Below are 23,247 nucleotides of genomic sequence, written 5' to 3' on the forward strand. Positions count from 1 at the left end.
TAACATCGTGCTGACAGTGAACACGCCTCGGTCGCCATGCAAATTCAGTCTCCCCTGCTCTTATTAGCAATTTTTGCCTTTGTGTATGCCCCAACATTAAGCCGCTGGCTTTATGAGGGCAGCAACCTCTGGTATCGCCACCACGTAATCTGGCTGGCCGTTATTTGCTTTGTGTATATCAGCCTTCGTCAGCAGCGCCGCAATGACCTTTAGCATCACCGCCCTAATTGCTATTGGCATCAGCTATTTACTGCTGCTTTTCGCGATAGCGTACGCTGCCGAACGCAAACTTCTCCCCGCCAAGCTCATCAATCACCCTGCCACTTACGTCTTATCGCTAGGCATTTATGCAAGCGGCTTTGCGGTTTATGGCGCCGTGGGCTTCGCCAAGAATTACGGTTATAGCTTTCTCAGCTACTATATTGGCATTTCCGCAGCCATGGTTTTACTGCCTATTCTGCTACTACCAATCTATCAAATCTGTAAGAGCTATCGTCTTAATTCACTCGCTGACTTGCTTAGCTTTCGCTTTCGCAGCTCATGGGTAGGCGCGCTCGTCACCCTCTTTACAGCCATTGCGGTATGGCCGCTGCTCGCCATTCAAATTCAGACCGTTTCAGAATCAACGCTAATATTAAGTTTGGGCCACGCAATAGCTACCGAGAACGGCGGCCAGCGACGCCTCATCGCCCTTTTGTTTTGTGTCGTTATTGCGATATTCACCATTTTATTCGGCTCACGCACCCTCACTTCCAAAGACAGTCATCGCGGCATTGTTACCGCACTCGCATTTGAATCATTAATTAAATTATTTGGCCTATTGCTGGCTGGCATTATGAGTACCTATGCCGTCTTTAATGGCTTTGACGGCCTGCAAATATGGCTGGACAGTAAGCCCGCTATATTAGAAGCACTCAACAAACCCCAACCTGCCGACAGCAGTCGCTTAATGTTGATTATGTTTTTTGCGGCCGCGGTTTGTATGCCCCATGTTTTTCATATGCTGTTCTCCGAAAATTCCAGCGCCAAAAACCTCGGGACCGCGAGCTGGGGCCTCCCCTTATTTTTATTGCTAATGAGCCTACCAATTCTGCCCATACTCTGGGCGGGAAGCGCGCAAGGACTAGCGCTGCCAGCCGACTATTATGCGCTAGGGCTGTCCCTCGAGATGGACAAACCGTGGCTCTCAGTGCTGCTTTATCTCGGCGGGCTTTCTGCAGCCGGTGGCGCTATCATCATCACCACGCTGGCACTGGCAACGATGTGCCTGAATCATTTAGTTCTGCCGGTACTGCGTCCAAAAGGCTCAAACGACCGCGGCACAGACATTTATCGCTGGCTGCTAACAACCCGGCAATTGCTAATTTGCGTGATTATTCTTATTGGCTTTGTATTTTATGAATTGATTGGCGAGACACAAAACCTTACCCACTTGGCGATGACCTCGGCGAGTGGATGTGCTCAATTTTTACCCGGCGTCCTCGCTGTACTCTACTGGCCCCGGGCGAATCGCAAAGGCTTTATCAGCGGCTTATGTATTGGGTTTTCGATTTGGCTGATCGGCCTAATCCTCCCCATGTTTAGCGGAGTCCACCCCAGCTTTTTAGAACAACTTTACATCTACCCAGTCGAGAAAAATCAATTCTGGGTAGTGGTAACCAGTATCTCCCTAGCACTAAACGGCATTGTGTTTATCGTGATTTCACTATTCAGCGAAACATCACCGGAAGAGCGTCGAGCAGCAGAAGCCTGCACCATTGACGATCTCAATCGCCCGAGTCGTCAGGCCTTGAACTTACAACACGCAGGCGAAATTAAACTGCACCTCCAAGACGCGCTAGGCGACCGCGCCGCCGCCCAAGAATTCAAACGCGCACTGGATGAGCTGCAAATGAATGAGCTCGAAACCAGACCTTATGCCCTGCGACGAATTCGCGACCGCATTGAAATCAATTTGTCGTCACTGATCGGCCCTTCTAGCGCCCGTCGCGTTATCGATCGCGCCCTGCCTTATACCGATAATGTCATGGGTGACAGTGAAGACATTACCTATATCGAAGAGCGGCTTGAACTCTATCAAACCCATCTCACCGGCTTGGCCGCCGACTTAGACAGCTTGCGCCGCTACCATCGCCAAACTCTGGAAGACCTACCCATCGGCGTATGCGCATTAGGACGCGACCAGGAGATTTTACTGTGGAATATGTCCATGGCCGACATTACGCACATTGACGCGAATACGGTTACCGGCTCACGCTTAGCAGGTTTGCCCGAACCTTGGGCAAGCTGCCTGCAAAGCTTTTTGGCCAGCAGTGACCTGCACCGCAGTAAATTTAGCATCGAAACAGACAAAGGCATGCGCTGGCTCAATTTACACCGCACTGAATCCCAGATGCTTGGCCGCGACGAATTAATTGTGGTGCTTGAAGACATCACCGACACCCAATTACTCGAACATGAGCTCACCCACCAAGAGCGACTTGCGTCGATTGGCCGCCTCGCTGCCGGTGTTGCCCACGAAATCGGCAACCCTGTTACCGGTATCGCCTGCCTAGCCCAAAACTTGCGCTATGAAAGCGACAATCCCAATACCCTAGAAGCGGCGTCGCAAATAGTGAAACAAACCCAACGCATCAGCAGCATTGTTCACAGCCTGGTCAACTTTGCGCACACCGGCCGCCAAGACCCAAGCCAAGCCTCCGAAGCGGTATCCATTCACGGCTGTGTCAGCGAAGCTGTTCAACTACTAAGCCTCGACCCAGAAGCAAGGCACATCCGTTACCACAACCACTGCCCAGAAACGCTGATTGTTGCTGGCGACAATCAACGCCTAATGCAGGTGTTTATCAATCTGCTCTCCAATGCCCGCGATGCCAGCCCGGAAAACGGCGTTATCACCGTAGATGCCAGCAACGACAATGATAATGCCCACATCACGGTTACCGATCAGGGCACCGGTATCGACGCCAAGGTGTTGGATCAAATTTTTGAACCCTTCTTCACCACCAAGGAACCAGGCAAAGGCACCGGCCTCGGCCTCGCGCTGGTGTACAACATCATTAGCGACCTCGGCGGTGATATAAGTATTGAAAGTCCGGTCGCAGAATTAAATAGCACCGGCACCCGAATTCACATTCACCTCCGGCTAATTCCAGCCGAGGTGCTCTAGAAATAATTGGCCGATCGCGTTATGTTGTTCGGCTACATAAATCGACGCATTGCCTGTAAGCAGCATCGGAGACAAATATGCCCAAAATCCTTTTAGTCGAAGACGAAGACGTTATCCGTCTAGCACTGCGCCGCTTATTGGAACGCAATGACTATCAGGTGGACGAGGCCGACTCTGTCCAAAAAGCCCTTAGCACATTCCAAGTTAATGATTACGACTTAATCATCAGCGACTTGCGCCTACCCGGCGCGCCTGGTACCGACCTGATTAGCAAAACCGAGGCGCCGGTGCTCATCATGACCAGCTACGCCAGCCTCAAGTCCGCCGTCGACTCCATGAAAAAAGGGGCTATCGACTATATTGCCAAGCCCTTTGACCACGACGAAATGCTCGAGACCGTTGAGCGCATCATCGCCAATAGTGCGCAAGACAACCAAGCAAGCAGTGCTCCAGAGCCCAACAGCAGCCAACGCAAACAAATAGCTGACGCCAACGGCATGATCGGCAGCTGCAAAGCCATGCAGCAGCTCTACGATCATATTCGCAGGGCCGCACCCACTGACGCCACCATTCTGGTCCACGGCGAAACCGGCACCGGGAAAGAGCTTGTGGCTAGAGCAATACACAATCAGAGCACCAGAGCCAACAAGGCTATTATTTGCGTGAACTGCGCGGCCATCCCGGAAACGCTCATTGAGTCTGAGCTATTCGGCTATGAAAAAGGCGCGTTTACCGGCGCAAATACCAGCCGCATCGGTTTAATCGAAGCAGCCGACGGCGGCACCTTATTCCTCGACGAAATTGGCGAATTGCCACTTGAAGCGCAGGCCCGCTTGCTGCGTTTTATCCAAGAAGACGAGATTCGCCGCATCGGCTCAGTTGAATCGAGCAAGGTCAACGTTCGACTTATTTGCGCAACCCACCGCGATCTTAAAGAAATGGCACACGCCGGTGAATTTCGCGAAGACCTTTTCTATCGCATCAATGTTATGAAGTTAGAGTTACCGCCACTACGCGAGCGCGGTAAAGATATACTTGAGCTTGCTGAAGCCCTGCTGAAAAATCGCTGCGGCAAAATGAAAAAACCGTTGATGCACTTCAGCCCCAAAGCAATACAAGCGATTACCACCTATATTTGGCCCGGTAATATCCGTGAGCTGGAGAATGCCATTGAGCGCGCTGTCATCCTCTGTGACCGCAAAGAAATAGACAATGAATTGCTCGATATTGATCTAGAGCTCGTCGATATAGCCCAGATCCGCGGCCGCAACAACGAGTTCAACAACCGGCCCAGTAGCGTCAACAACAATAGCAGCAACGAGCGCAAAGATAGCCGGAGCAAAGCGAATCACGCTAACGATCCTAGCGAGGACTTATCCCTCGAAGACTATTTCCAGCGCTTTGTCTTAGAGCATCAGGACTCAATGAGCGAAACCGAGTTAGCGCAAAAACTGGGGGTCAGCCGTAAATGCCTTTGGGAGCGCCGTCAGCGTTTAGGCATTCCACGTAAAAAAGTCAGCGCCAGAAGCGGCGTATAATGAACCGGGCACATCGTTACCTCACCCAACGGAATGTAACAAATGGCGTTTACTACGGTAACGATCCATAAATATGTAAGGGCTTTCCACAACAGGGTAAATACCTAAGTAGCTGAAATACATAGAATTTACAAACCTGGCACGGCATATGCTCTCTTTAGGCACAAACAACAATAAGAAAACAAAATAATAATAAGAAAAGATAAACAATAATAATAATACAACAGCAAAGAGACCTGGGTGGGGAAGACATTGTTTTCCCCTTCTTCATTTTAAAACCCTCAAAAATTCCTCATTCGCATTTTCCGCACATTCTATAGCCCTGTGCTAGAATACTGCCATTCAAACCAACGGCCGACCTTCAAACTCAATGACATCAAGCTCCGTTACCGGGCTTTGGAAAAAGCTAACCGGCAAATTTTCCAAAACTCGTCAAGGCACTTCCAATCAAGTGGCCATTATTCCTCGCGATCACCACAATGTGTCACGCCGAAACATTAGTGACGCTGCATTAAAAGTTATACGCCGACTGAACGACGAAGGCTTTGAAGCCTACCTCGTTGGCGGCGGCGTTCGCGACCTACTTCTTGGCGGCCGACCTAAAGATTTCGATATTGCCACGGACGCAACACCTGAGCAGGTTCGCCATGCGTTTCGAAACAGTCGCATCATTGGCCGACGCTTTCGCATTGTCCATGTGCGCTTTGGCCGGGAGATTATCGAAGTCACCACCTTTCGCGGCAACCACAGCGCGCCGGCCAACAACCCCCAGCGCAATAAGCATTCTGCTCAGACTGAATCCGGCATGCTGACCCGCGACAACGTCTATGGCTCAATCGATGACGATGCCGCACGCCGCGACCTCACGATTAACGCCTTATATTATTCCAGCCGCGACTTCTGTGTTTATGATTTTGTTGGCGGCATAGAAGACCTTAACAACAAACTTATTCGCATTATTGGCGACCCAGAAACGCGCTACCGCGAAGACCCGGTACGAATGTTACGGGTAGTTCGCTTTGCCGCCAAACTCGACTTTGACATTGAAAAACATAGCGAAGAGCCACTGAAGCGCCTCGCCACTCTGCTCTGCGATATTCCAGCAGCAAGAATGTTTGACGAGGTCATCAAGCTGTTCATGTCCGGCCAAGGCCTACACACATATGCATTGATGCAACGCTACGGCTTATTTTCACCGCTATTCCCCGCCACTCAGAAAATGCTCAACCAACGCGAACCGGCAGCAGAAGAAATCATAAAGCAGGGTTTAATTAACACCGATATTCGCATTGCAGATGGCAAACCCGTCACCCCAGCCTTTATTTACGCTGTAATTTTGTGGCCGGTAGTTAAGCATTTACATAAAGAAATAATGGACTCCGGCACCCCTGAAATTGCCGCCTTGCACCAAGCCGCTGAACGCGTTCTCCACAAGCAACAGCAAACCGTGGCGATACCCAAGCGGTTTTCCCTGCCCATGCGCGATATTTGGGAACTCCAATGCCGGTTAACACGCCGCTCCGGCAAACGCCCCGAGCAGCTACTGGAACACCGCTACTTCCGAGCTGGTTTCGACTTTTTGCTATTGCGTGAACAAGCCGGTGAAATTGAAGCCGGACTCGGTCAGTGGTGGCTGGCCTTCCAAGAAGCACACGTCGATACCCGCGGCGCCATGCTTAGCCAAGTTCCCGCCGGTGACAAACCGCGAGCGCCGCGCCGCCGACGTGGACCACGCAAACCAAGATGATTCGCTGCTATATCGCTCTCGGCAGCAATCTTGGCAAACCCCGCGAGCAACTACTGTCCGCCCTCGCGGCGCTTAGGAGTTTGGCCGACACCACGCTAGTGAACTGCTCACGCTTCTACGGGTCCATTGCCGTTGGCCCCGGCCGGCAAGACAATTATGTGAATGCTGTCGCCGCCATCGACACCACATTAACGGCCGAGCAACTACTCACCGCCTTGCAGAGCATTGAGGGTCAGCACCAACGCCGCCGTGACGTGCGCTGGGGTCCACGCACCCTTGATTTAGATTTACTGCTTTACGGTGAGTCGACCATTAATACCGACACCCTCTGCGTCCCCCACCCTCGCATGCACCAACGGGACTTTGTCTTGCGGCCACTGGCCGATATTGCACCGGTAAAATTGCTACAGTCCAAATTCGGCGGCATCAATAGCGCCACATTCAAGGATACCGACGACCTCTGGGTTTTAAATGACAATGACCAATCACAATCTGCTTAACGAGCCCATTATCAATTTACAGCGCCCGCCACGCTTTATTGCCGTAGAAGGGCCAATTGGCGTGGGCAAAACCACTTTAGCGCGGCGCCTAGCGGAATCACTCAACTTCCATCAGCTATTAGAAAAGGCCGAGGACAACCCCTTTTTAGAGCGGTTCTACGCCAATCAGCGCCATGCGGCCTTGTCGGCCCAGTTATTCTTTTTGTTTCAGCGCGCCCAACAGCTCAGCGATTTACGTCAGAGCGACCTGTTTGAGCAAACCCATGTTGCTGATTTTGTCTTCCAAAAAGACCCGCTATTTGCAAAAATAACTTTAGATAGCAATGAGTTAGACCTATACAACAAGGTTTACGAACAAGTACAAGTCGACGTGCCAACGCCAGACTTAGTGATCTATTTGCAAGCACCAGTTAAAGTATTGCGGGACCGCATCCAGCAGCGTGGCGTTGAATTTGAACGCGGTATCGACGCCGACTATCTGGAGAAAATTAACGGCGCCTACAGCGAGTATTTTCACACCTATCAAGATTCGCCGCTGCTAATCATTAATGCCAGCGAAATCGACTTTGCCCACAATGACCAGCAATATGAACAGTTATTACAATATCTGCTGGAAATTCGCAGCGGTCGCCATTATTTTAACCCCACTTTTTTTTAAGCCCCAACGAGGCGCGCTATGAGTAAGGTCAACATCCTCAGCTTGCTAGCCAAAAAGCAAAACCAGCAAAAATTTGCCATGGTCACCTGCTATGACGCCAGCTTTGCCCAGCTAGTAGAAAAAGCCGGTATTGACGCCATCTTGGTGGGCGATTCGCTAGGCATGGTATTGCAGGGCCACGATTCCACCCTGCCGGTGGCCGTCAGCGATATGGCTTATCACACCGCCTGCGTCAGTCGCGGCTGCCATCGCCCGGTGATTATTAGCGACATGCCTTTTGGCAGCTATAACACCACTGAGCAGTGCCTTAACAATGCAACGAGCTTAATGCGCTCTGGCGCTCACATGGTCAAGCTTGAGGGTGGCAGCTGGCTTTGCGACAGCATTCGCCAACTCAATCGCGCCGGCATTCCGGTCTGCGGACACCTCGGCTTAACCCCACAGTCGGTAAATGTCCTCGGCGGCTACCGAATCCAAGGTCGCGAAGACAGCCAAGCGAAAGCGATTCTTGATGACGCCCTTGCCCTAGAGGCCGCCGGCGCCGCGCTGCTGGTACTGGAGTGCGTACCCCGCAAACTCGCTGCAGAGATCACTAGCGCACTAAAAATCCCAGTGATCGGCATTGGCGCGGGCAATGAAACCGACGCTCAAGTATTAGTCCTTCACGACCTCCTCGGCATCACCGAGAAAACCGCACGCTTTGTCCGCAATTTTGCCGAGGGTAGCAGTAGCATTGCCGACGCCCTCGGCCGATACAACGATGCAGTGGTAAACGGCAGCTTCCCTGCCGATGAGCACAGTTTTGACTAGCAAGAAAAAGGTGTAAACTGTTACCTCGGGGAACATTTTACAAGGTAACAAAGTAGTGAATTTTTTGTTACCAAAGCATTGAACGGCCATTCCGATTGGGGCATACTTGCCCGCCACTGGCCAAACTGATCAGATTGTGAGCAATCTTTTCTGTTTTTAAAGGCCTTATCGCCAGTGTTTTGGTCGCCAGCCCGCGGTGTGCGCGGACTGACTTCACAGCAAACTACCTTCGCAGCAGGCGAAGTATGAGATTGGGAAGTTAGGGGTATGAAAACGTATAGCACAACCGCTGCCTTAAGGGCCGCTCTAAATACGGAACGACGCGCTGGAAAGACCGTTGCATTTGTCCCAACTATGGGCAATCTGCACGAAGGTCACCTGCGCTTAGTCCGTCGAGCACGCCAATATGCCGATATTGTGGTTGTCAGTATTTTTGTCAACCCATTGCAGTTCGGTGCCAACGAAGACCTGAGTAACTACCCGCGTACCCTCGCAGCCGACAAAGAGAAATTGTTTGCCGAAGGCGCGCAGTATTTATTCTTGCCCCAGGTAGAAGAAATCTACCCAGAGGGTATGGACAGCCACAGTAAAATTTCTGTGCCTGAACTGTCTGACGAGCACTGCGGCGCAAGCCGACCCGGGCATTTCACCGGTGTCGCTACCGTTGTCGCCAAGCTTTTCAATATCGTTCAGCCCGACACTGCGGTGTTTGGGGAAAAGGATTTCCAGCAGCTCAGCGTAATCCGTAAAATGGTTCGCGATTTGTGCATGCCAATCGACGTTGTCGGTGTAGCTACCGCCCGCGCGGCAGATGGCTTAGCACTAAGTTCGCGCAACGGCTATCTCAGTGCCGAGCATCGGCAGATTGCGCCCGTTTTACACAGAGTATTACAGGAGTGTCGCGAGGCAATTGCCTGCGGCTATGACAGCTATTGCAAACTGGAGCAGCACGCTCGAAGCAGCCTTAATCAGGCCGGCCTAAAGGCGGATTACTTCAATATCTGCGATACCCGTACCCTGCGTCCGGCAACAGCGGACACCGAAGAAGTTGTTATTCTGGCGGCGGCCAAACTTGGCTCCACCCGCCTAATTGACAACGTCACCCTGAACGTTAACTCCAGCGCCGACTGGGGAATGCTGGCAGCTAATTAAGCCAGCGAAGACCGAAGAGAAAGGAACAGCGTTATGCAGTCCGTTATGCTGAAAGCGAAACTCCATAAAGCCTGCGTTACACATGCAGTGCTAAATTATGAAGGCTCCTGTGCAATTGATGGCAAGCTACTCGATATGTCGGGTATCCGTGAATTTGAGCAAATTCAAATTTACAATGTCACCAATGGGGAGCGATTCACCACGTATGCAATTCGTGGTGAAGACAATAGTGGCATAATCTCTATTAATGGCGCCGCGGCTCACAAGGCCAATGTCGACGACATTATTATTATCTGCGCCTATGCCAGTTATTCCGAGGTTGAACTAATCAACTTCAAACCCCGCTTGATCTATATGAATCAAGACAACACGGTTAGCCACGCCAGCAACGCCATCCCCGTTCAAGTCGCCTAACACGCTGCGCGATTTCGGCCACAAGCCAAATCGCGCGAAAGCCCCCTTTGCCCTTCATATGCCACAGCTACGCTGGCAGATTTTCTCACGCCTATAAGCCTATACTATCTGCGCGCAAACCAAGCCCAGACTTTAGTCGTAAGGGGCTTCAATCACTGTCGCCAAGCCGTTATTCTGCTAAATTGAAATCCGCAATGCGACGCGCCACACCGTCCAACGATAACAATCGCGCATTTGAGAGTCCTGCTATGAGTAAAATCAAGGTTCACCCAGTACCAAGTCATTTCGCGGCTAACGCTCACGTCAACCGCGAACAATACGACGCCATGTATGAGCAATCCTTAGCCGACCCGGACACCTTTTGGTCAAGCCAGGCGAATTCCTTTTTAAGCTGGGATAAAGATTGGCACACAGTGAACAGCTATGACTTTCGCAAAGGTGAAGCCAGCTGGTTTGAGGGCGGCGAACTCAATGTCGCCTACAACTGCATAGACCGCCATCTCGACACCCGCGCTGAGCAAACCGCCATTATTTGGGAAGGCGACGACCCCAGCGAATCTAAACACATCAGCTACCGCGAACTGCACCGTGAAGTTTCCAAGCTCGCCAATGTGCTAAAAGCGAACGGTATTAGCAAAGGCGACCGCGTTTGCCTTTATATGCCAATGATTCCCGAAGCAGCTTATGCGATGTTGGCCTGCGCCCGCATTGGCGCCATTCACTCCGTCGTATTCGGCGGGTTTTCACCTGAAGCACTGAAAGACCGGATTCAGAACGCGGACTGCAAAATGCTGATTACCGCCGACGAAGGTCTGCGTAGCGGTAAAAAAATTCCGCTCAAAGTGAATGCGGATAAAGCATTGGCGCACTGCCCTAGCATCGAGAAATGCCTGGTAGTAAAACGCACTGGCGGCCCAATTGACTGGCTAGACGGCCGCGACCTCTGGTATCACGAGGAAATGGCAAAAGTCAGCGCCGACTGCCCCGCGGTCGCCATGCCCAGCGAAACCCCACTCTTTATACTGTATACCTCTGGCTCCACGGGTAAACCGAAGGGCGTAATGCACACTAGCGCAGGCTATTTACTGCAATCAGCAATGAGCCACAAATACGTCTTTGACTACAAAGATGGTGAAGTGTTTTGGTGTACCGCCGATGTCGGCTGGATCACCGGTCACAGCTATATTGTCTACGGCCCCCTCGCCAATGGCGCTACGACCCTACTTTTTGAAGGTGTACCCACTTACCCCGACGCCTCGCGGTGCTGGCAGGTAGTAGACAAACATAAAGTAAATATCTTCTACACTGCGCCCACCGCACTGCGCGCTTTAATGGGCGCCGGTGACGACTATGTAGGAGGTACAGATCGCAGCAGCCTGCGATTGCTCGGCACGGTCGGTGAGCCAATCAACCCTGAAGCCTGGGAATGGTATCACCGCGTAATCGGTGAGCAGCGTTGCCCCATCGTCGATACTTGGTGGCAAACTGAAACCGGCGCCCATATGCTGACACCACTGCCCGGCGCTATTGATATGAAGCCCGGCTCAGCCACCAGACCCTTCTTTGGCGTGGAAGCCGCGCTATTAGACAACGATGGCAATGAGATCAGCGGCGCTGGCGAGGGCCTTCTTGTGATCAAACGCTCCTGGCCCGGCCAGATTCGCAGCGTCTATGGCGACCACCAACGCCTGATCGAAACGTATTTCAGCACCCACCCCGGCTATTATTTTACCGGCGACGGTGCGCGGCGCGATGCAGACGGCGATTACTGGATCACGGGGCGTGTTGATGACGTTTTGAATATTTCTGGCCACCGCATGGGTACAGCCGAAATTGAAAGCGCCCTTGTACTTCACGAGGCCGTCGCTGAGGCAGCCGTCGCGGGTTACCCACATGACATTAAGGGCCAAGGTATTTACGCCTACGTCACGTTGATGCACGATGTTGAAGGCAGCGATGAATTGCTTAAGGAATTAACCGCACTTTGCGTTAAGGAAATCGGCCCAATTGCCAAACCAGACTTGGTTCAGTGGGCGCCGGGACTACCGAAGACACGCTCCGGTAAAATCATGCGCCGAATACTGCGCAAAATTGCCGCCAATGAACTCGACAACCTTGGCGACACATCAACGCTTGCAGACCCATCCGTGGTTGATCAGCTTATTGACAATCGCCTGAATAGATAAGTAAAACCAAAGCCCCGAGCGCAGACGAATACCGCATCCGGGGCTTCACTCACACCAAGCCGGTACTTAGCAAATAAACTCTTCTTCAGCCATACCCATAAGGCCCGCCGCCCCGGCGAGCATAGCCGCTTTATGACTTGCCGTTCTCGGCAGTAGCCTTTGAAAGTAGAAGCGCGCGGTTTTGAGTTTGCCGTGATAGAGCGGATCATCCATACCTGAATCGAGCTTTTGCTGAGCAACTTCCGCCATCTGCGCCCAGAGAAAAGCAAAGACCACGTAGCCGGAATACATCAAATAATCGACCGAAGCAGCGCCCACTTCGTCGGCGTCAGCCATGGCTTTTTCACCAACCGCCATAGTGACTTCACCCCATTCTTTATTCAGCAAAACGAGCGGCGCGATAAACTCGGCTAGCTGCGCATTATCTTTATTTGCTTCACAGTATTTATGCACAATCTTTGTAAAATTACGCAATACGCTGCCGCCGCTGCCCAGCACCTTGCGACCAATTAAGTCGAGCGCCTGAATGCCGGTGGTACCTTCGTACACGGTGGAAATACGGTTATCCCGCGCTATCCGCTCCATGCCGTTATCGCTGATATAGCCATGACCACCAAACACCTGCACGCCGAGGTATGTCACCTCCTGCGCTGTTTCAGTACAAAATGCCTTGGCAATTGGCGTGAGTAACTCCAATAGCTGCCCGGCCTCAGCCTGCTGCTCTTCACTACCAAACTGACTCAAATCAACTTGCTGCGCCAACCAGTAAATAAGCCCGCGCTGACCTTCGACAAAGGCTTTTTGGGTAAGCAGCATACGGCGGACATCTGGGTGGACCATAATCGGATCAGCGGGGCCATTGGGGTTTTTAGGGCCGGTTAACGAGCGCATTTGCAAGCGGTCGCGAGCGTAACTCACGGCGCCTTGATACGCCATTTCGCCCATCGCGAGCCCCTGCAAAGCCGTGCCAAGCCGGGCCGCGTTCATTAATTTGAACATAATCTCCAGGCCGCGATTCTCTTCACCCAAAAGTACCGCGCGAGCCCCATCGTAATTCATTACGCAGGTAGCAGAAGCCTTGAGCCCCATCTTCTTCTCAATGGCACCGCAATTAATATTGTTAAACTCCCCCATTGCACCATCTTCATCAACCCAGTACTTAGGCGCGATGAACAAAGAGATCCCTTTGGTGCCTGCCGGCGCCCCCTCCACCCTCGCCAGAATCGCGTGAATGATGTTGTCAGTCATATCCTGCTCGCCACCGGAGATAAATATCTTGGTGCCCTGCAATGTATAGGTGCCGTCATCATTTTTGCTGGCCTTGGTGCGCAACAAGCCAACATCCGAACCACAATGCGCCTCAGTCAGACACATAGTACCGGCCCATTCGCCACTGAGCAGCTTGGGCAAATATCGCTGTTTCTGCTCTTCAGTGCCGCCGTTCAGAAGACAGGTGACCGGCGCCAGCGCCAGACCGCCGTACATGCTGAACGCCCAACTCGGCGCACCCACCATTTCACCAATAACCGAGCCCAGCGATGATGGCAGACCTTGCCCGCCTGCCGCCACAGGAATACCCAGCGTTTGCCAACCGCCCTCGCCCCACTGCCGAAAGGCCTCTTTAAAACCGCTCGGTGTTGTCACCTTGCCATCAACATACTGGCAGCCCTGCTCATCACCGCTTGCGGCAATGGGGTTCACCACATTCTCGGCGAACTTGGCACCCTCGCCGATAATGGCATCCATTAAATCGGCACCAAGCTCCTCACAACCCGTAAGGCCAGCGTAGTGTTGTTCGCAGTTTAAAAAATCTTTTAGGACAAAATCGATATCGCGCAGGGGGGCTTTGTAGTCAGCCATCACAAACCTCAGATCTGGTGTTCACATCATTAAGTGAAAACACCATAGCAGATTAACGACGGCGGTTTAGTAACATCGGGGGTCAACAGACATGCAGATCATTCACTCACCATAAAAACCCCAGCGCATACAAGAACCGAGCCTAGCAGCCCGGTTCAAGATCCGCAGGCAAGCCAACAATAGGCGTATGGCGGCAATACAATATCACCGGTTTCGGCGTGGATATCACCGTCGCTGAGCAATTCGCGCCATTGTTTATCAGCGTCTAAATTTAGACTACCCAATGATAGCGATTGCGGGATAGCACTGACGTTATAAATAGCCAGCACGGTTTGACCAGATTTGCCGTCAGAGCTACTTTCCCGACGCAAACCGAAAACCTGATCACCCAAATGTAAGGGATACTGCGCTGCATTAGGGTGGAATGCGGGCTGCGCAGAGCGCAACGCTATCAATTCCTTGAGCACAGCAAAAATCCGAGCGTGATGACTCGACGTGGCCAACTGCGTCTCAAGATCATCCGCCGACCACTGATGGCGATTAATCGAACGATTATGACTGGTATGCAAAACCCGATTCTCGTCATTTTCAGTGGCTAACAAGCTATGAATATAAAATGCTGGCACGCCTTGCACGGCCAACATAAGTGCGTGAGCGCAGATAAATCGCTGTTCTTGGTAGCCGTCTTCATCATCGTCCGCTGAATCGCCATCCATAATTCGCCGACGCATCGCATCGAACAAACTAATATTAATTTCATACGGCCGATTTTCCCCATTAGCCAACGCGCGCCACGACACTCGGCCTCCGCTTTTTTGCATAAGACCTACCATCGCCTGAATTTCATCGTCAGACAACAAACCCTCAGCCGGGCGCAAGCCGATACCGTCATGTGAGGCGATAAAATTAAAGTAGGTCGTACCATCCTGCGCCGCCGGCATCCCCATCATCCAGGTTTTTAGGGCGCGACTACTACCAGTGACCATGGTATTGATTAACAAAGGCGGCAGCGAAAAGTTGTACACCATATGCGCTTCGTTAGCGTTGCCAAAGTAGGCCAAATTTTCACGTAGCGGAATATTCGTTTCTGTAATGATAATGGCGTCGGGCACCGCGTGCTCAATCAGACTACGGAGCAGACGCACTGCCTCGTGTGTCTGCTCCAGATTCAAACAGTTGGTGCCAGGTATTTTCCACAGAAACGCAACTGCGTCGAGGCGGAATATTTTGACCCCCATATCCAAGTAATGCCGAATAATTTTAATAAATTCAAGCAACACCGTCGGGTTCTTAAAATTTAGGTCAACTTGGTCATGGCTAAACGTACACCAAACATGGCGCTTGCCATCAAGGGTCTGCACTTCGTTAAGCAAAGAGCTCGTACGGGGACGCACCACAGCACTTAAATCCAGTTCAGGGTCGGCCTCAAAAAAATAATCCTGCCCCGGATCACGACGCTGTTTAAAATTTTCAAACCAGAGACTACGGCTCGAACAGTGGTTAATCACCAAGTCGGCCATCAAGTCGAAGTCACGAGCAATCGCACTCACATCCTGCCAATCACCCAGAGAGGGATTAACCTCAACATAGTTAATGACCGAAAAACCGTCATCGGAGCTGTAGGGATAGAAGGGCAAAATGTGCACCCCGCTGACCACACCCCGCAACTCTCGCCGCAGAAAGTCGTGCAGCGTATGCAGCGGCCACTCTCCCTCGCGCAAAATTGAGTCGCCGTAAGTGATCACCAAAGCATCACTTTCGTCCCAGTGATTTTTATGGGCCTCCGGCATAAAGCAGCGCTGATCCAGCGCCATCACGCCAATTATTTCTTCGACTAATGCCGCTTTATCGAGGTCTGGGTACAAAACCTGTAAATGCGTGGCGAGACGATTTCGTAAATGATGCTCAGGCCCTAAATCCGTCATTACTCTGCAAATTCCTCATTGTCAGCCTCGACCGCAAGCAGCATATCGTCAAGCAAACTCGGCTCTGCGCTGCTTACCCGATTCCAGCTGGGGATGAATGGGGTTTCCATTGGGTTTTCTAAAAACATATTCCCGGCTTTCACAATATTCTGCGCAAACAACTCCACCGCCTGCTCCTCGCGGTGCAGGTCTAAATCGAGGCCATTCATGACCGCGTCAGCGCGGTAGCTATCGACAAAGTCCAAGGCAACGCGATAATAAGTAGCCTTGATAGTCCGGAAGGTTTCACTATTAAAAACCACACCGTTGGTGGCCAGCTTGCGGAAAATCGCTTTGGAAATATCAATCGACATTTTTGACAGGCCACTGCCATCATCGGCCGCGGACAGAGATTGATGTTTATGATCATAAGCATCCGCAATATCAACCTGACACAGGCGGTTAGTCGAGTAATTGCGATACATCTCTGACAGCACACCAATTTCCAAGCCCCAGTCACTGGGAATGCGCAAATCGTTTAGCACGTCCATTCGCATGGAAAACTCCCCAGACAAGGGATAACGATAGCTATCGAGGTAATCAAGGTAATCCAGCGAGCCTAGAATTTTTTTCAACGACCGAATTAACGGTGTCACAAGTAAACGACTGACCCGGCCGTTAATTTTGCCGTCAGCCACCCGAGCATAGTACCCCTTACAAAATTCATAATTAAACGCGGGGTTAGCCACCGGATAAAACAATTGCGCGAGCAAGCGACGGTCATAGGTCAGAATATCGCAATCGTGCAGTGCGATCGCTTCTGCGCGACCAGATGCCTGAATAAAGCCCAGGCAAAACCACACATTGCGCCCCTTGCCCGGCTCCTCTGGCGACAAGCCCCGTTTCTGTAAACGTGCATCTATTTCGCGGAGGCGCGGACCGTCATTCCAAAGCACCCGGTGACGCTGGGGCAATCGGCTAAAAAATTTTAACGCGTAGCGATATTGCGCCTCGTCGGCCTGATCCAGGCCAATGATAATTTCGTCGATATAATCGACTTTGGCAATTTCATCAATAATGGCGGCTAATGCCGGCCCCTCTAACTCAGAAAACAGTGACGGCAACATCAAGGACATCGGTCGCTGCTTAGCAAACTGCTTAAGTTCGGCCTCAATGTCACTAACCGGACGATCAATTAAGTTGTGCAATGTAGTAATGATGCCGTTCTGGTAAAAATCACCCATAAAAATACCTATCTTATTGTCATCATGTAATTACGAATGCCGCTTACGTAGCCGCACCTAAAATATCCAAAATAGCTTGATTCCAACCCGATGGGCCAAAACCCTCAGTAATACGTAACTCCCCCTGCGGCGCCATAATGTCCGGCGGTGCGTGATGCGGCGAACGCACCACAACAGCAATGTCAGCGCGCACCAGCATGGCAATATCATTACCACTATCACCTAAAGCGATAAGTCGCGGCGCGGCCCCAGTTGGATATAAGCAAGAAGCCAGCCACGCCATTGCCGCCCCTTTATCGGCGGCACCCATAATATGGATGAAACGCCCCCCTTTCAGCGCTTGCAAGCCTTCCGCTGAAAGCAAGGCGGCAAACTCCTGCCAACGTTCAGCGCTGTCCTCCCAACGAATCGGCTCCGAATATTCACGCTGCAAAGCCAGCTCAGCCTCGTGTAAACGTAATCCCGTTGTTTCGCACAACATTGGTGCACTGTAATCGGCGAAGCCTGAAAACTGAAACCCCTTCTCTGTTCGCCAATCATGCAGCAACTGAACGATATCTTCGCGCCGCGGAGCAAATGCCTTTACCCGCTGACCGTTCACCACATCAAGCGGCACGCCTGCCAGCAAATCACAGCCCTCAGGCACCACAACGGCTGCGCCATTTTCAATAATGAAAGGATAGGGATTATTTAGTTGGCCAGCCAATTGATGAAGCTCAGCCTGGGTCTTACTGGTATTGAGCACCCAAATAATATCGAGCTCGGCGATCCGCGCCAGCGCCGATGTCGCCGCGCTAAAGGAGTAATTATCGTGATCCAGTAGCGTGCCGTCTAAATCAGTAAAAATCACCGTGGGAGGCAATTCAGCAATATTCGCTGAGCCATGTTCAGCGTAACTCACCGCGCTAATTCGGCGATCTTTTGCCATCGTCATTACGCAATCAGCACGCTGCGGCAATGTCGCCAAACACTGCCGAGTAATACGCTCATAATGCTGGATAAAGCGCTGAATCGCGGCGGAATCCATCAATGCCGTGGCAGTGCCCCTATCCACTCGCGCGGCGAGTTTCTGTTCTTGCTCTAGGCGCCAACCCTGCACACAGTCAAAACTCGGCGCGGCAAGCATCAGGAGATAATCTATTTTTGAAAAGAGGCGACGATACTCACCAGCCAACGCCCTATTTACATAGCCTCGCCACTGACCCTCACGGTCCTCTGCGGCCTCGAGACTATTGACCGGTGCGATCAATGCAGTCTCGTCACAAGGCTCCGCGCCGAGACACCAACCTTCAAAGATAATTAAATCGACTGGCCCATAAATTGTCGGCCATTCCGACTGCGGCGCCCGATCGTCGCTGGCTTTATCAAAGCGTGGTAGATCCAATTGCTGGCCTGTCGTCAAGGCCATTAAATCGGTCAAGGTTTCTTCAGCGAGGGACACATCGTGACTGCCCGGCACGCCGCGGGTAAGCAATAAAGGATGCACCGCTGCGGCCAGCGCCTGTCGTTCTGCGCGACGCAAATAGAAATCGTCGATCGATACCACCGCGACGGTCATACCGTGCTCGCCCTCCAGATACCAACGCAAAAATTCCGCTAGCGTCGACTTACCACTGCCTTGGGCACCGTGAATACCCAATACCCGCAGTTCGCCGCATTCTATTTGCGGCAGGATATCGCGAATAAATGGAATAAAATAATCATGTATTTGCCGCCGGTAGTCTTCCGGCAAACGCTCGCCCAGTAAAAATTCAGTCAGGTCTGCGTCTATCTTTGACAATAGAATGTCCTCTTAGAAATAAATGCCGCTGTTTAGTTATAGCACAGTGCGATTTCAAATATCGATACGCCCAACGCCTTTAACAAGCAGTTTCCTTGCCAATAAAATAGCTAACCGCAATTGCCTATGCGGTTTGGGCACAAATTTTTCGCAAAAAAAAGGAGCCAAAAGGCTCCTTTCTAACACCGCAAAAACTTAGTGCTGATGACCACCGGCGCCGTGAACATGGCCGTGGCTCAATTCTTCTTCGCTGGCAGCGCGCACTTCTTCAATGCTGACATCAAAACTCAAGACCTGACCGGCCAGAGGGTGGTTTGCGTCAACAGTAACCGACTCGTCGTCAACCGCTTTAACCACAACAGTTTGCACCTGACCCTGCGCACCCTGTGCTTGAAATTGCATACCAACTTCAATTTGATCAACGCCCTGGAACGCCTCGCGTGGCACAGCTTGAATAAGCTCAGCATTTAGCTCGCCGTAGCCATCTTCAGGCTGAACAGTCACTTTCATTGCGTCGCCAATGGTTTTTCCAGTCAGTTCACGCTCTAAACCCGGAATAATTCCGCCATGACCATGCAGGTAGGCCAGTGGCTCTTGACCTTTTGAAGTGTCAATTTCAACACCAGCTTCGTCAGTCAGGGTGTAGTGAAAAGCCACTACGCAATCGTTAGCAATAATCATGGGAGCCTCCCGTTAAAATAAGCCGGTAAGCATGACAGTTTTAGTGGGCAAGGTCACGCCAAGGGGCAAAATTATTGCCTATTTGGCGAGATTCGACGACCAGCTGGCAATATCGGCGCGCTTTGCAGAACTTGGCGCGCTACAGCCAAACTCAGGCGCGACCAGAAATTTCCTCGCCCACTTCAACAATACGACGGCGCAACCAAATATGGCCGGGGTCGTGCTGCAACAAGGGACTCCACGCCAATTTCAGCTCGATGGGAATAATCATAAACGGCGGCTTACGTACAGCTAAACGCGGGTCGTCGGTATACAGATTAGCCACCTGAGTTGGTAACGTAGCTATCAAATCAGGGTGCTTGGCCAATAGCGCCGCAACCTGGTAATGCCGGGTAAACACGCGGATTTGCCGCTCGTGCCCACACTCGGCCAAGGCCTCATCCACCCACCCCAAGCGCTGACTGTCGCGCTGGCTCATACCGCGACCAACACCCATACCGGTTTTGCTAACCCAAATATGAGGCGCCGCTAAAAAAGCGTCCATATCAAAGTTATTTAATGCCGAATTGCCGCTACTCATTAAGCAAGAAAAACTGTCTCGCCATACCGTAGCCTGATGAAAAGACTGAGGCAGGCGGTCAAAGCGGTTGATCGCCATATCAATCTTGCCCTGCTCAAGATCCTGAAAAGTGACGTCGCTGGGCGTAAGAATATCCAAGGTAATATTTGGCGCTTCATCCCTAAGCTTAAAGAGCAATGGCATCAGCAGCGTGGACTCAGCATAGTCGCTGGCCATAATCCGAAACACTCGCGTGCTCTTAGTAACCTCAAACTCCGATACTGGCAGCACCGCCTGCTCGACCGCAGACAAAATCGTGCGCACTTGAGGCTGCAATTCCAGCGCTCGTTCAGTTGGCGTCATACCTTCACTAGTGCGCACCAGCAGTGGATCATTAAACAAATCCCGCAGACGCCGCAAACCATTACTCAGCGCTGGCTGGGTAATGCCCAATTGCTCTGCAGCGCGAGTGACATTTTTCTCCCGCAACAGCACGTCGAGATAGACCAGCAAGTTAAGATCGATTCGCGATAGATTCATACTAAGAATAACTCCGCAGGACTTTATAGTTTGAGGTGATTATGGGCGTTTTTAAGCCTTGCTGCCAGAGGCTGCAAGGCAAGTCGGGCGGCGGATGCCTGAAGTCGGACGTAAAAGCCCCACAAACAGCTTCTGACGCCATACGTCCGACACCCGGCTTTGCAATAAAAAAGGCCCGGATAAATCCGGGCCAAGCCTCACTGACAGGAAAGGAACTGTTTAAAACTGAGCATAAACCCTTGGGTTTAAACCTGCGCTTTGTACTCTATACGACGGCGATGCAATACTGGTTCAGTGTATCCACTAGGCTGCTCACAACCTTTAAATACCAGTTCACAGGCGGCTTGGAAGGCCACGCTGTCGTCAAAGTTGGGCGCCATTGGCGTGTAGCTCGGGTCGCTCGCGTTCTGGCGATCAACTACCGCAGCCATGCGCTTAATGGTTTCCATTACTTGTTCTTCGGTGCACACACCGTGGTGCAACCAGTTTGCGATATGCTGGCTGGAGATACGCAGGGTCGCGCGATCTTCCATCAAACCAACATCATTGATATCAGGCACTTTGGAACAGCCAACACCGGCGTCAATCCAGCGCACCACGTAGCCGAGCATACCCTGAGCGTTGTTATCCAATTCTTGCTGAATCTCTTCCGCGCTCCAATTGGGGTTTTCCGCTACAGGGATGCTTAAAATGTCATCCAGCGCGGCGCGCTGACGGCTGGCCAACTGTTCTTGCACTGATTTAACATTAACTTGGTGGTAGTGCATAACATGCAGGGTCGCCGCAGTCGGTGACGGCACCCACGCGCAGTTTGCGCCAGCTTGCGGATGTGCAATTTTCGCATCCATCATGGCCGCCATTTCGTCCGGCATTGCCCACATGCCCTTACCGATTTGGGCGCGCCCGCTTAAACCACAGGCCAAACCGATATCTACGTTCCAATCTTCGTAGGCACTAATCCACGCCTGCTGCTTCATATCCGCCTTGCGCACAAACGGGCCGGCTTCCATGCTGGTGTGAATTTCGTCACCGGTACGATCCAAGAAACCGGTATTGATAAAGATAACCCGCTCAGGCACCGCAGCAATACAGGCTTTAAGGTTAACCGTGGTGCGGCGCTCTTCATCCATAATGCCAATTTTCAGAGTATTGCGTGGCAGACCAAAAGCATCTTCAACACGTGTGAACAACTCACCAGCAAAGGCAACTTCTTCAGGGCCATGCATTTTCGGCTTAACGATATAAACGCTGCCAGTGCGCGAATTGCGCAGTGAACCGGTTTGTTTTAGATCGTGCATCGCCGCCAATACGGTAACCATGGCATCCATAATGCCTTCGGGCACTTCAAAGCCGTCAGCATCGATAATGGCTTCGTTCGTCATTAAGTGACCAACGTTACGAACCAACAACAGGCTTCGGCCGTGTAAGCTCTTCTCACCGCCCTCGGCAGCAGTAAACACCCGATCACCAACCAGGGTGCGCACCATCTCTTTGCCACCCTTAGTAAGCTTCTCCTGAAGATCGCCCTTCATTAATCCCAGCCAATTGCGATAAACCTCGACTTTATCGTCGGCATCGACTGCCGCAACGGAGTCTTCGCAATCTTGGATCGTGGTAAGCGCCGATTCCAACACCACGTCTTTTACCCGCGCAGCGTCATCACGGCCTATAGGGTGCTGATCATCAATTTGGATATCGATGTGCAAGCCGTTGTTGACCAGCAAAATATTGCTCGGGCTGGCGGCGTCGCCAAGGAAACCCACAAATTGCTCCGGCTTTTGCAGCGCCGCTACAGACCCATCGGCCAAGCTCACGGCCAACGCACCATCTACAACACTATAAAGTGTGGCATCGGCATGACTGCCAGCAACCAGCGGCGCGCTTTGATCCAAAAACTGGCGAGCATAGGCGATTACTTTCGCACCACGAACAGGGTTGTAGCCCTTGCCCTTGTCGGCGCCGTCGGCCTCTGAAATAACATTGGTGCCGTACAACGCATCGTAAAGACTGCCCCAACGCGCGTTAGCCGCGTTGAGCGCGTAACGCGCATTCATTACAGGTACAACCAACTGTGGGCCTGCCAATGTCGCTATTTCTTCATCAACATTTACGGTGCTCACCGCAAAGTCTGCGGGTTCAGGTAGCAAGTAACCAATGTCGGTCAAAAAGGCTTTATACTTTGCGGCGTTGAACTGACCACGATTAGCGCGGTGCCAATCGTCGATTTGCGCTTGAATTTGCTCACGCTTTGCAAGCAGTGCGCGATTCTTCGGCGCAAGATCTTTAATCAGGGCTGCCATTGCATCCCAAAACTGCGCGGTGCTTATACCGGTACCAGGAGCAACCTCATCGTTGACCAAACGATAAAGCACATCAGCAATCTGTAAACCTGCGTGCTGCACCCGGGTATTGGCCTGCGAAGACATAATCACTCCTTATGAATTTAGTATGTTCTGTTTAAGAAATAGTGGCTTACGATGAAGCGCGATATAGAATGACATCCTA

At 51.8% G+C, this 23,247-nt stretch carries 17 protein-coding genes; 10 read left to right on the top strand and 7 right to left on the bottom strand.

The genetic code is table 11. The features are described 5' to 3' along the window. The first annotated feature begins 36 nt into the window (after positions 1-36). The 10 genes from ABD836_RS19095 (at position 37) to acs (ending at position 12,174) form a co-directional block, all read left to right on the top strand. Entirely contained in the window at positions 37-213 is a 177-nt protein-coding gene (locus tag ABD836_RS19095) for a hypothetical protein (protein ID WP_344939150.1), read from the top strand. Beyond that, on the top strand, positions 203-3,169 hold the full coding sequence (locus ABD836_RS19100; RefSeq protein ID WP_344939152.1) for a sensor histidine kinase: 2,967 nt from the start codon (positions 203-205) through the stop codon (positions 3,167-3,169). The genes ABD836_RS19095 and ABD836_RS19100 overlap by 11 nt, the downstream gene beginning before the upstream one ends. Positions 3,170-3,246: 77 nt before the next feature. Next, on the top strand, positions 3,247-4,707 hold the full coding sequence (locus tag ABD836_RS19105) for a sigma-54-dependent transcriptional regulator (protein ID WP_344939155.1): 1,461 nt from the start codon (positions 3,247-3,249) through the stop codon (positions 4,705-4,707). A gap of 370 nt (positions 4,708-5,077) precedes the next feature. Further along, the gene (pcnB, locus tag ABD836_RS19110) at positions 5,078-6,454 is read left to right on the top strand and encodes a polynucleotide adenylyltransferase PcnB (RefSeq protein ID WP_344939158.1); all 1,377 of its coding nucleotides are present in this window, start codon (positions 5,078-5,080) and stop codon (positions 6,452-6,454) included. Then, positions 6,451-6,954, top strand: coding sequence for a 2-amino-4-hydroxy-6-hydroxymethyldihydropteridine diphosphokinase (folK, locus tag ABD836_RS19115; RefSeq protein ID WP_344939161.1), 504 nt, complete (start codon positions 6,451-6,453; stop codon positions 6,952-6,954). Before pcnB ends, folK begins: the two co-directional genes overlap by 4 nt. Beyond that, on the top strand, positions 6,932-7,612 hold the full coding sequence (locus tag ABD836_RS19120; RefSeq protein ID WP_344939209.1) for a deoxynucleoside kinase: 681 nt from the start codon (positions 6,932-6,934) through the stop codon (positions 7,610-7,612). Before folK ends, ABD836_RS19120 begins: the two co-directional genes overlap by 23 nt. Positions 7,613-7,630: 18 nt before the next feature. Beyond that, positions 7,631-8,422, top strand: coding sequence for a 3-methyl-2-oxobutanoate hydroxymethyltransferase (panB, locus tag ABD836_RS19125; RefSeq protein ID WP_344939163.1), 792 nt, complete (start codon positions 7,631-7,633; stop codon positions 8,420-8,422). Positions 8,423-8,689: 267 nt separating this feature from the next. After that, positions 8,690-9,574: a pantoate--beta-alanine ligase gene (panC, locus tag ABD836_RS19130; protein ID WP_344939166.1), complete on the top strand. Its 885-nt coding sequence runs from the start codon at positions 8,690-8,692 to the stop codon at positions 9,572-9,574. Between the two features lie 33 nt (positions 9,575-9,607). After that, on the top strand, positions 9,608-9,988 hold the full coding sequence (panD, locus tag ABD836_RS19135) for an aspartate 1-decarboxylase (RefSeq protein ID WP_008251283.1): 381 nt from the start codon (positions 9,608-9,610) through the stop codon (positions 9,986-9,988). Between the two features lie 248 nt (positions 9,989-10,236). Then, entirely contained in the window at positions 10,237-12,174 is a 1,938-nt protein-coding gene (gene acs / locus ABD836_RS19140; RefSeq protein WP_344939169.1) for an acetate--CoA ligase, read from the top strand. Between the two features lie 66 nt (positions 12,175-12,240). Here the strand turns inward: acs and ABD836_RS19145 are convergent, their stop codons facing one another. The 7 genes from ABD836_RS19145 to ABD836_RS19175 all read right to left on the bottom strand — a co-directional run bounded on the left by ABD836_RS19145 (position 12,241) and on the right by ABD836_RS19175 (position 23,168). After that, positions 12,241-14,034: an acyl-CoA dehydrogenase C-terminal domain-containing protein gene (locus ABD836_RS19145; RefSeq protein WP_344939172.1), complete on the bottom strand. Its 1,794-nt coding sequence runs from the start codon at positions 14,032-14,034 to the stop codon at positions 12,241-12,243. 155 nt (positions 14,035-14,189) lie between these two features. Beyond that, on the bottom strand, positions 14,190-15,959 hold the full coding sequence (locus tag ABD836_RS19150; protein WP_344939175.1) for an alpha-amylase family glycosyl hydrolase: 1,770 nt from the start codon (positions 15,957-15,959) through the stop codon (positions 14,190-14,192). Next, on the bottom strand, positions 15,959-17,182 hold the full coding sequence (locus ABD836_RS19155; RefSeq protein WP_344939177.1) for a glycosyltransferase family protein: 1,224 nt from the start codon (positions 17,180-17,182) through the stop codon (positions 15,959-15,961). Before ABD836_RS19155 ends, ABD836_RS19150 begins: the two co-directional genes overlap by 1 nt. A 43-nt stretch (positions 17,183-17,225) precedes the next feature. Continuing rightward, positions 17,226-18,962, bottom strand: a complete 1,737-nt coding sequence (locus ABD836_RS19160; protein ID WP_344939180.1) for an HAD-IIB family hydrolase — start codon at positions 18,960-18,962, stop codon at positions 17,226-17,228. Between the two features lie 195 nt (positions 18,963-19,157). Next, positions 19,158-19,643, bottom strand: a complete 486-nt coding sequence (locus tag ABD836_RS19165; protein WP_344939183.1) for an FKBP-type peptidyl-prolyl cis-trans isomerase — start codon at positions 19,641-19,643, stop codon at positions 19,158-19,160. Positions 19,644-19,794: 151 nt separating this feature from the next. Beyond that, positions 19,795-20,742, bottom strand: coding sequence for a LysR family transcriptional regulator (locus ABD836_RS19170; protein WP_344939185.1), 948 nt, complete (start codon positions 20,740-20,742; stop codon positions 19,795-19,797). A 245-nt stretch (positions 20,743-20,987) separates the two neighbouring features. Further along, positions 20,988-23,168 carry a malate synthase G gene (locus tag ABD836_RS19175; RefSeq protein ID WP_344939188.1) on the bottom strand — a complete coding sequence of 727 codons (2,181 nt, stop codon included), beginning with the start codon at positions 23,166-23,168 and terminating at the stop codon, positions 20,988-20,990. Between the last annotated feature and the right edge of the window lie 79 nt (positions 23,169-23,247).

This window comes from Zhongshania borealis (assembly GCF_039539625.1).
In the GTDB taxonomy this organism is placed as follows: Bacteria; Pseudomonadota; Gammaproteobacteria; order Pseudomonadales; family Spongiibacteraceae; genus Spongiibacter; species Spongiibacter borealis.

Bases quoted from the DNA above. Each gene is read 5' to 3' on its own strand.
- ABD836_RS19095 (WP_344939150.1), top strand. From the start codon at position 37: ATGCAAATTCAGTCTCCCCTGCTCTTATTAGCAATTTTTGCCTTTGTG.
- ABD836_RS19100 (WP_344939152.1), top strand. From the start codon at position 203: ATGACCTTTAGCATCACCGCCCTAATTGCTATTGGCATCAGCTATTTA.
- ABD836_RS19105 (WP_344939155.1), top strand. From the start codon at position 3,247: ATGCCCAAAATCCTTTTAGTCGAAGACGAAGACGTTATCCGTCTAGCA.
- pcnB (WP_344939158.1), top strand. From the start codon at position 5,078: ATGACATCAAGCTCCGTTACCGGGCTTTGGAAAAAGCTAACCGGCAAA.
- folK (WP_344939161.1), top strand. From the start codon at position 6,451: ATGATTCGCTGCTATATCGCTCTCGGCAGCAATCTTGGCAAACCCCGC.
- ABD836_RS19120 (WP_344939209.1), top strand. From the start codon at position 6,932: ATGACCAATCACAATCTGCTTAACGAGCCCATTATCAATTTACAGCGC.
- panB (WP_344939163.1), top strand. From the start codon at position 7,631: ATGAGTAAGGTCAACATCCTCAGCTTGCTAGCCAAAAAGCAAAACCAG.
- panC (WP_344939166.1), top strand. From the start codon at position 8,690: ATGAAAACGTATAGCACAACCGCTGCCTTAAGGGCCGCTCTAAATACG.
- panD (WP_008251283.1), top strand. From the start codon at position 9,608: ATGCAGTCCGTTATGCTGAAAGCGAAACTCCATAAAGCCTGCGTTACA.
- acs (WP_344939169.1), top strand. From the start codon at position 10,237: ATGAGTAAAATCAAGGTTCACCCAGTACCAAGTCATTTCGCGGCTAAC.
- ABD836_RS19145 (WP_344939172.1), bottom strand. From the start codon at position 14,034: ATGGCTGACTACAAAGCCCCCCTGCGCGATATCGATTTTGTCCTAAAA.
- ABD836_RS19150 (WP_344939175.1), bottom strand. From the start codon at position 15,959: ATGACGGATTTAGGGCCTGAGCATCATTTACGAAATCGTCTCGCCACG.
- ABD836_RS19155 (WP_344939177.1), bottom strand. From the start codon at position 17,182: ATGGGTGATTTTTACCAGAACGGCATCATTACTACATTGCACAACTTA.
- ABD836_RS19165 (WP_344939183.1), bottom strand. From the start codon at position 19,643: ATGATTATTGCTAACGATTGCGTAGTGGCTTTTCACTACACCCTGACT.
- ABD836_RS19170 (WP_344939185.1), bottom strand. From the start codon at position 20,742: ATGAATCTATCGCGAATCGATCTTAACTTGCTGGTCTATCTCGACGTG.
- ABD836_RS19175 (WP_344939188.1), bottom strand. From the start codon at position 23,168: ATGTCTTCGCAGGCCAATACCCGGGTGCAGCACGCAGGTTTACAGATT.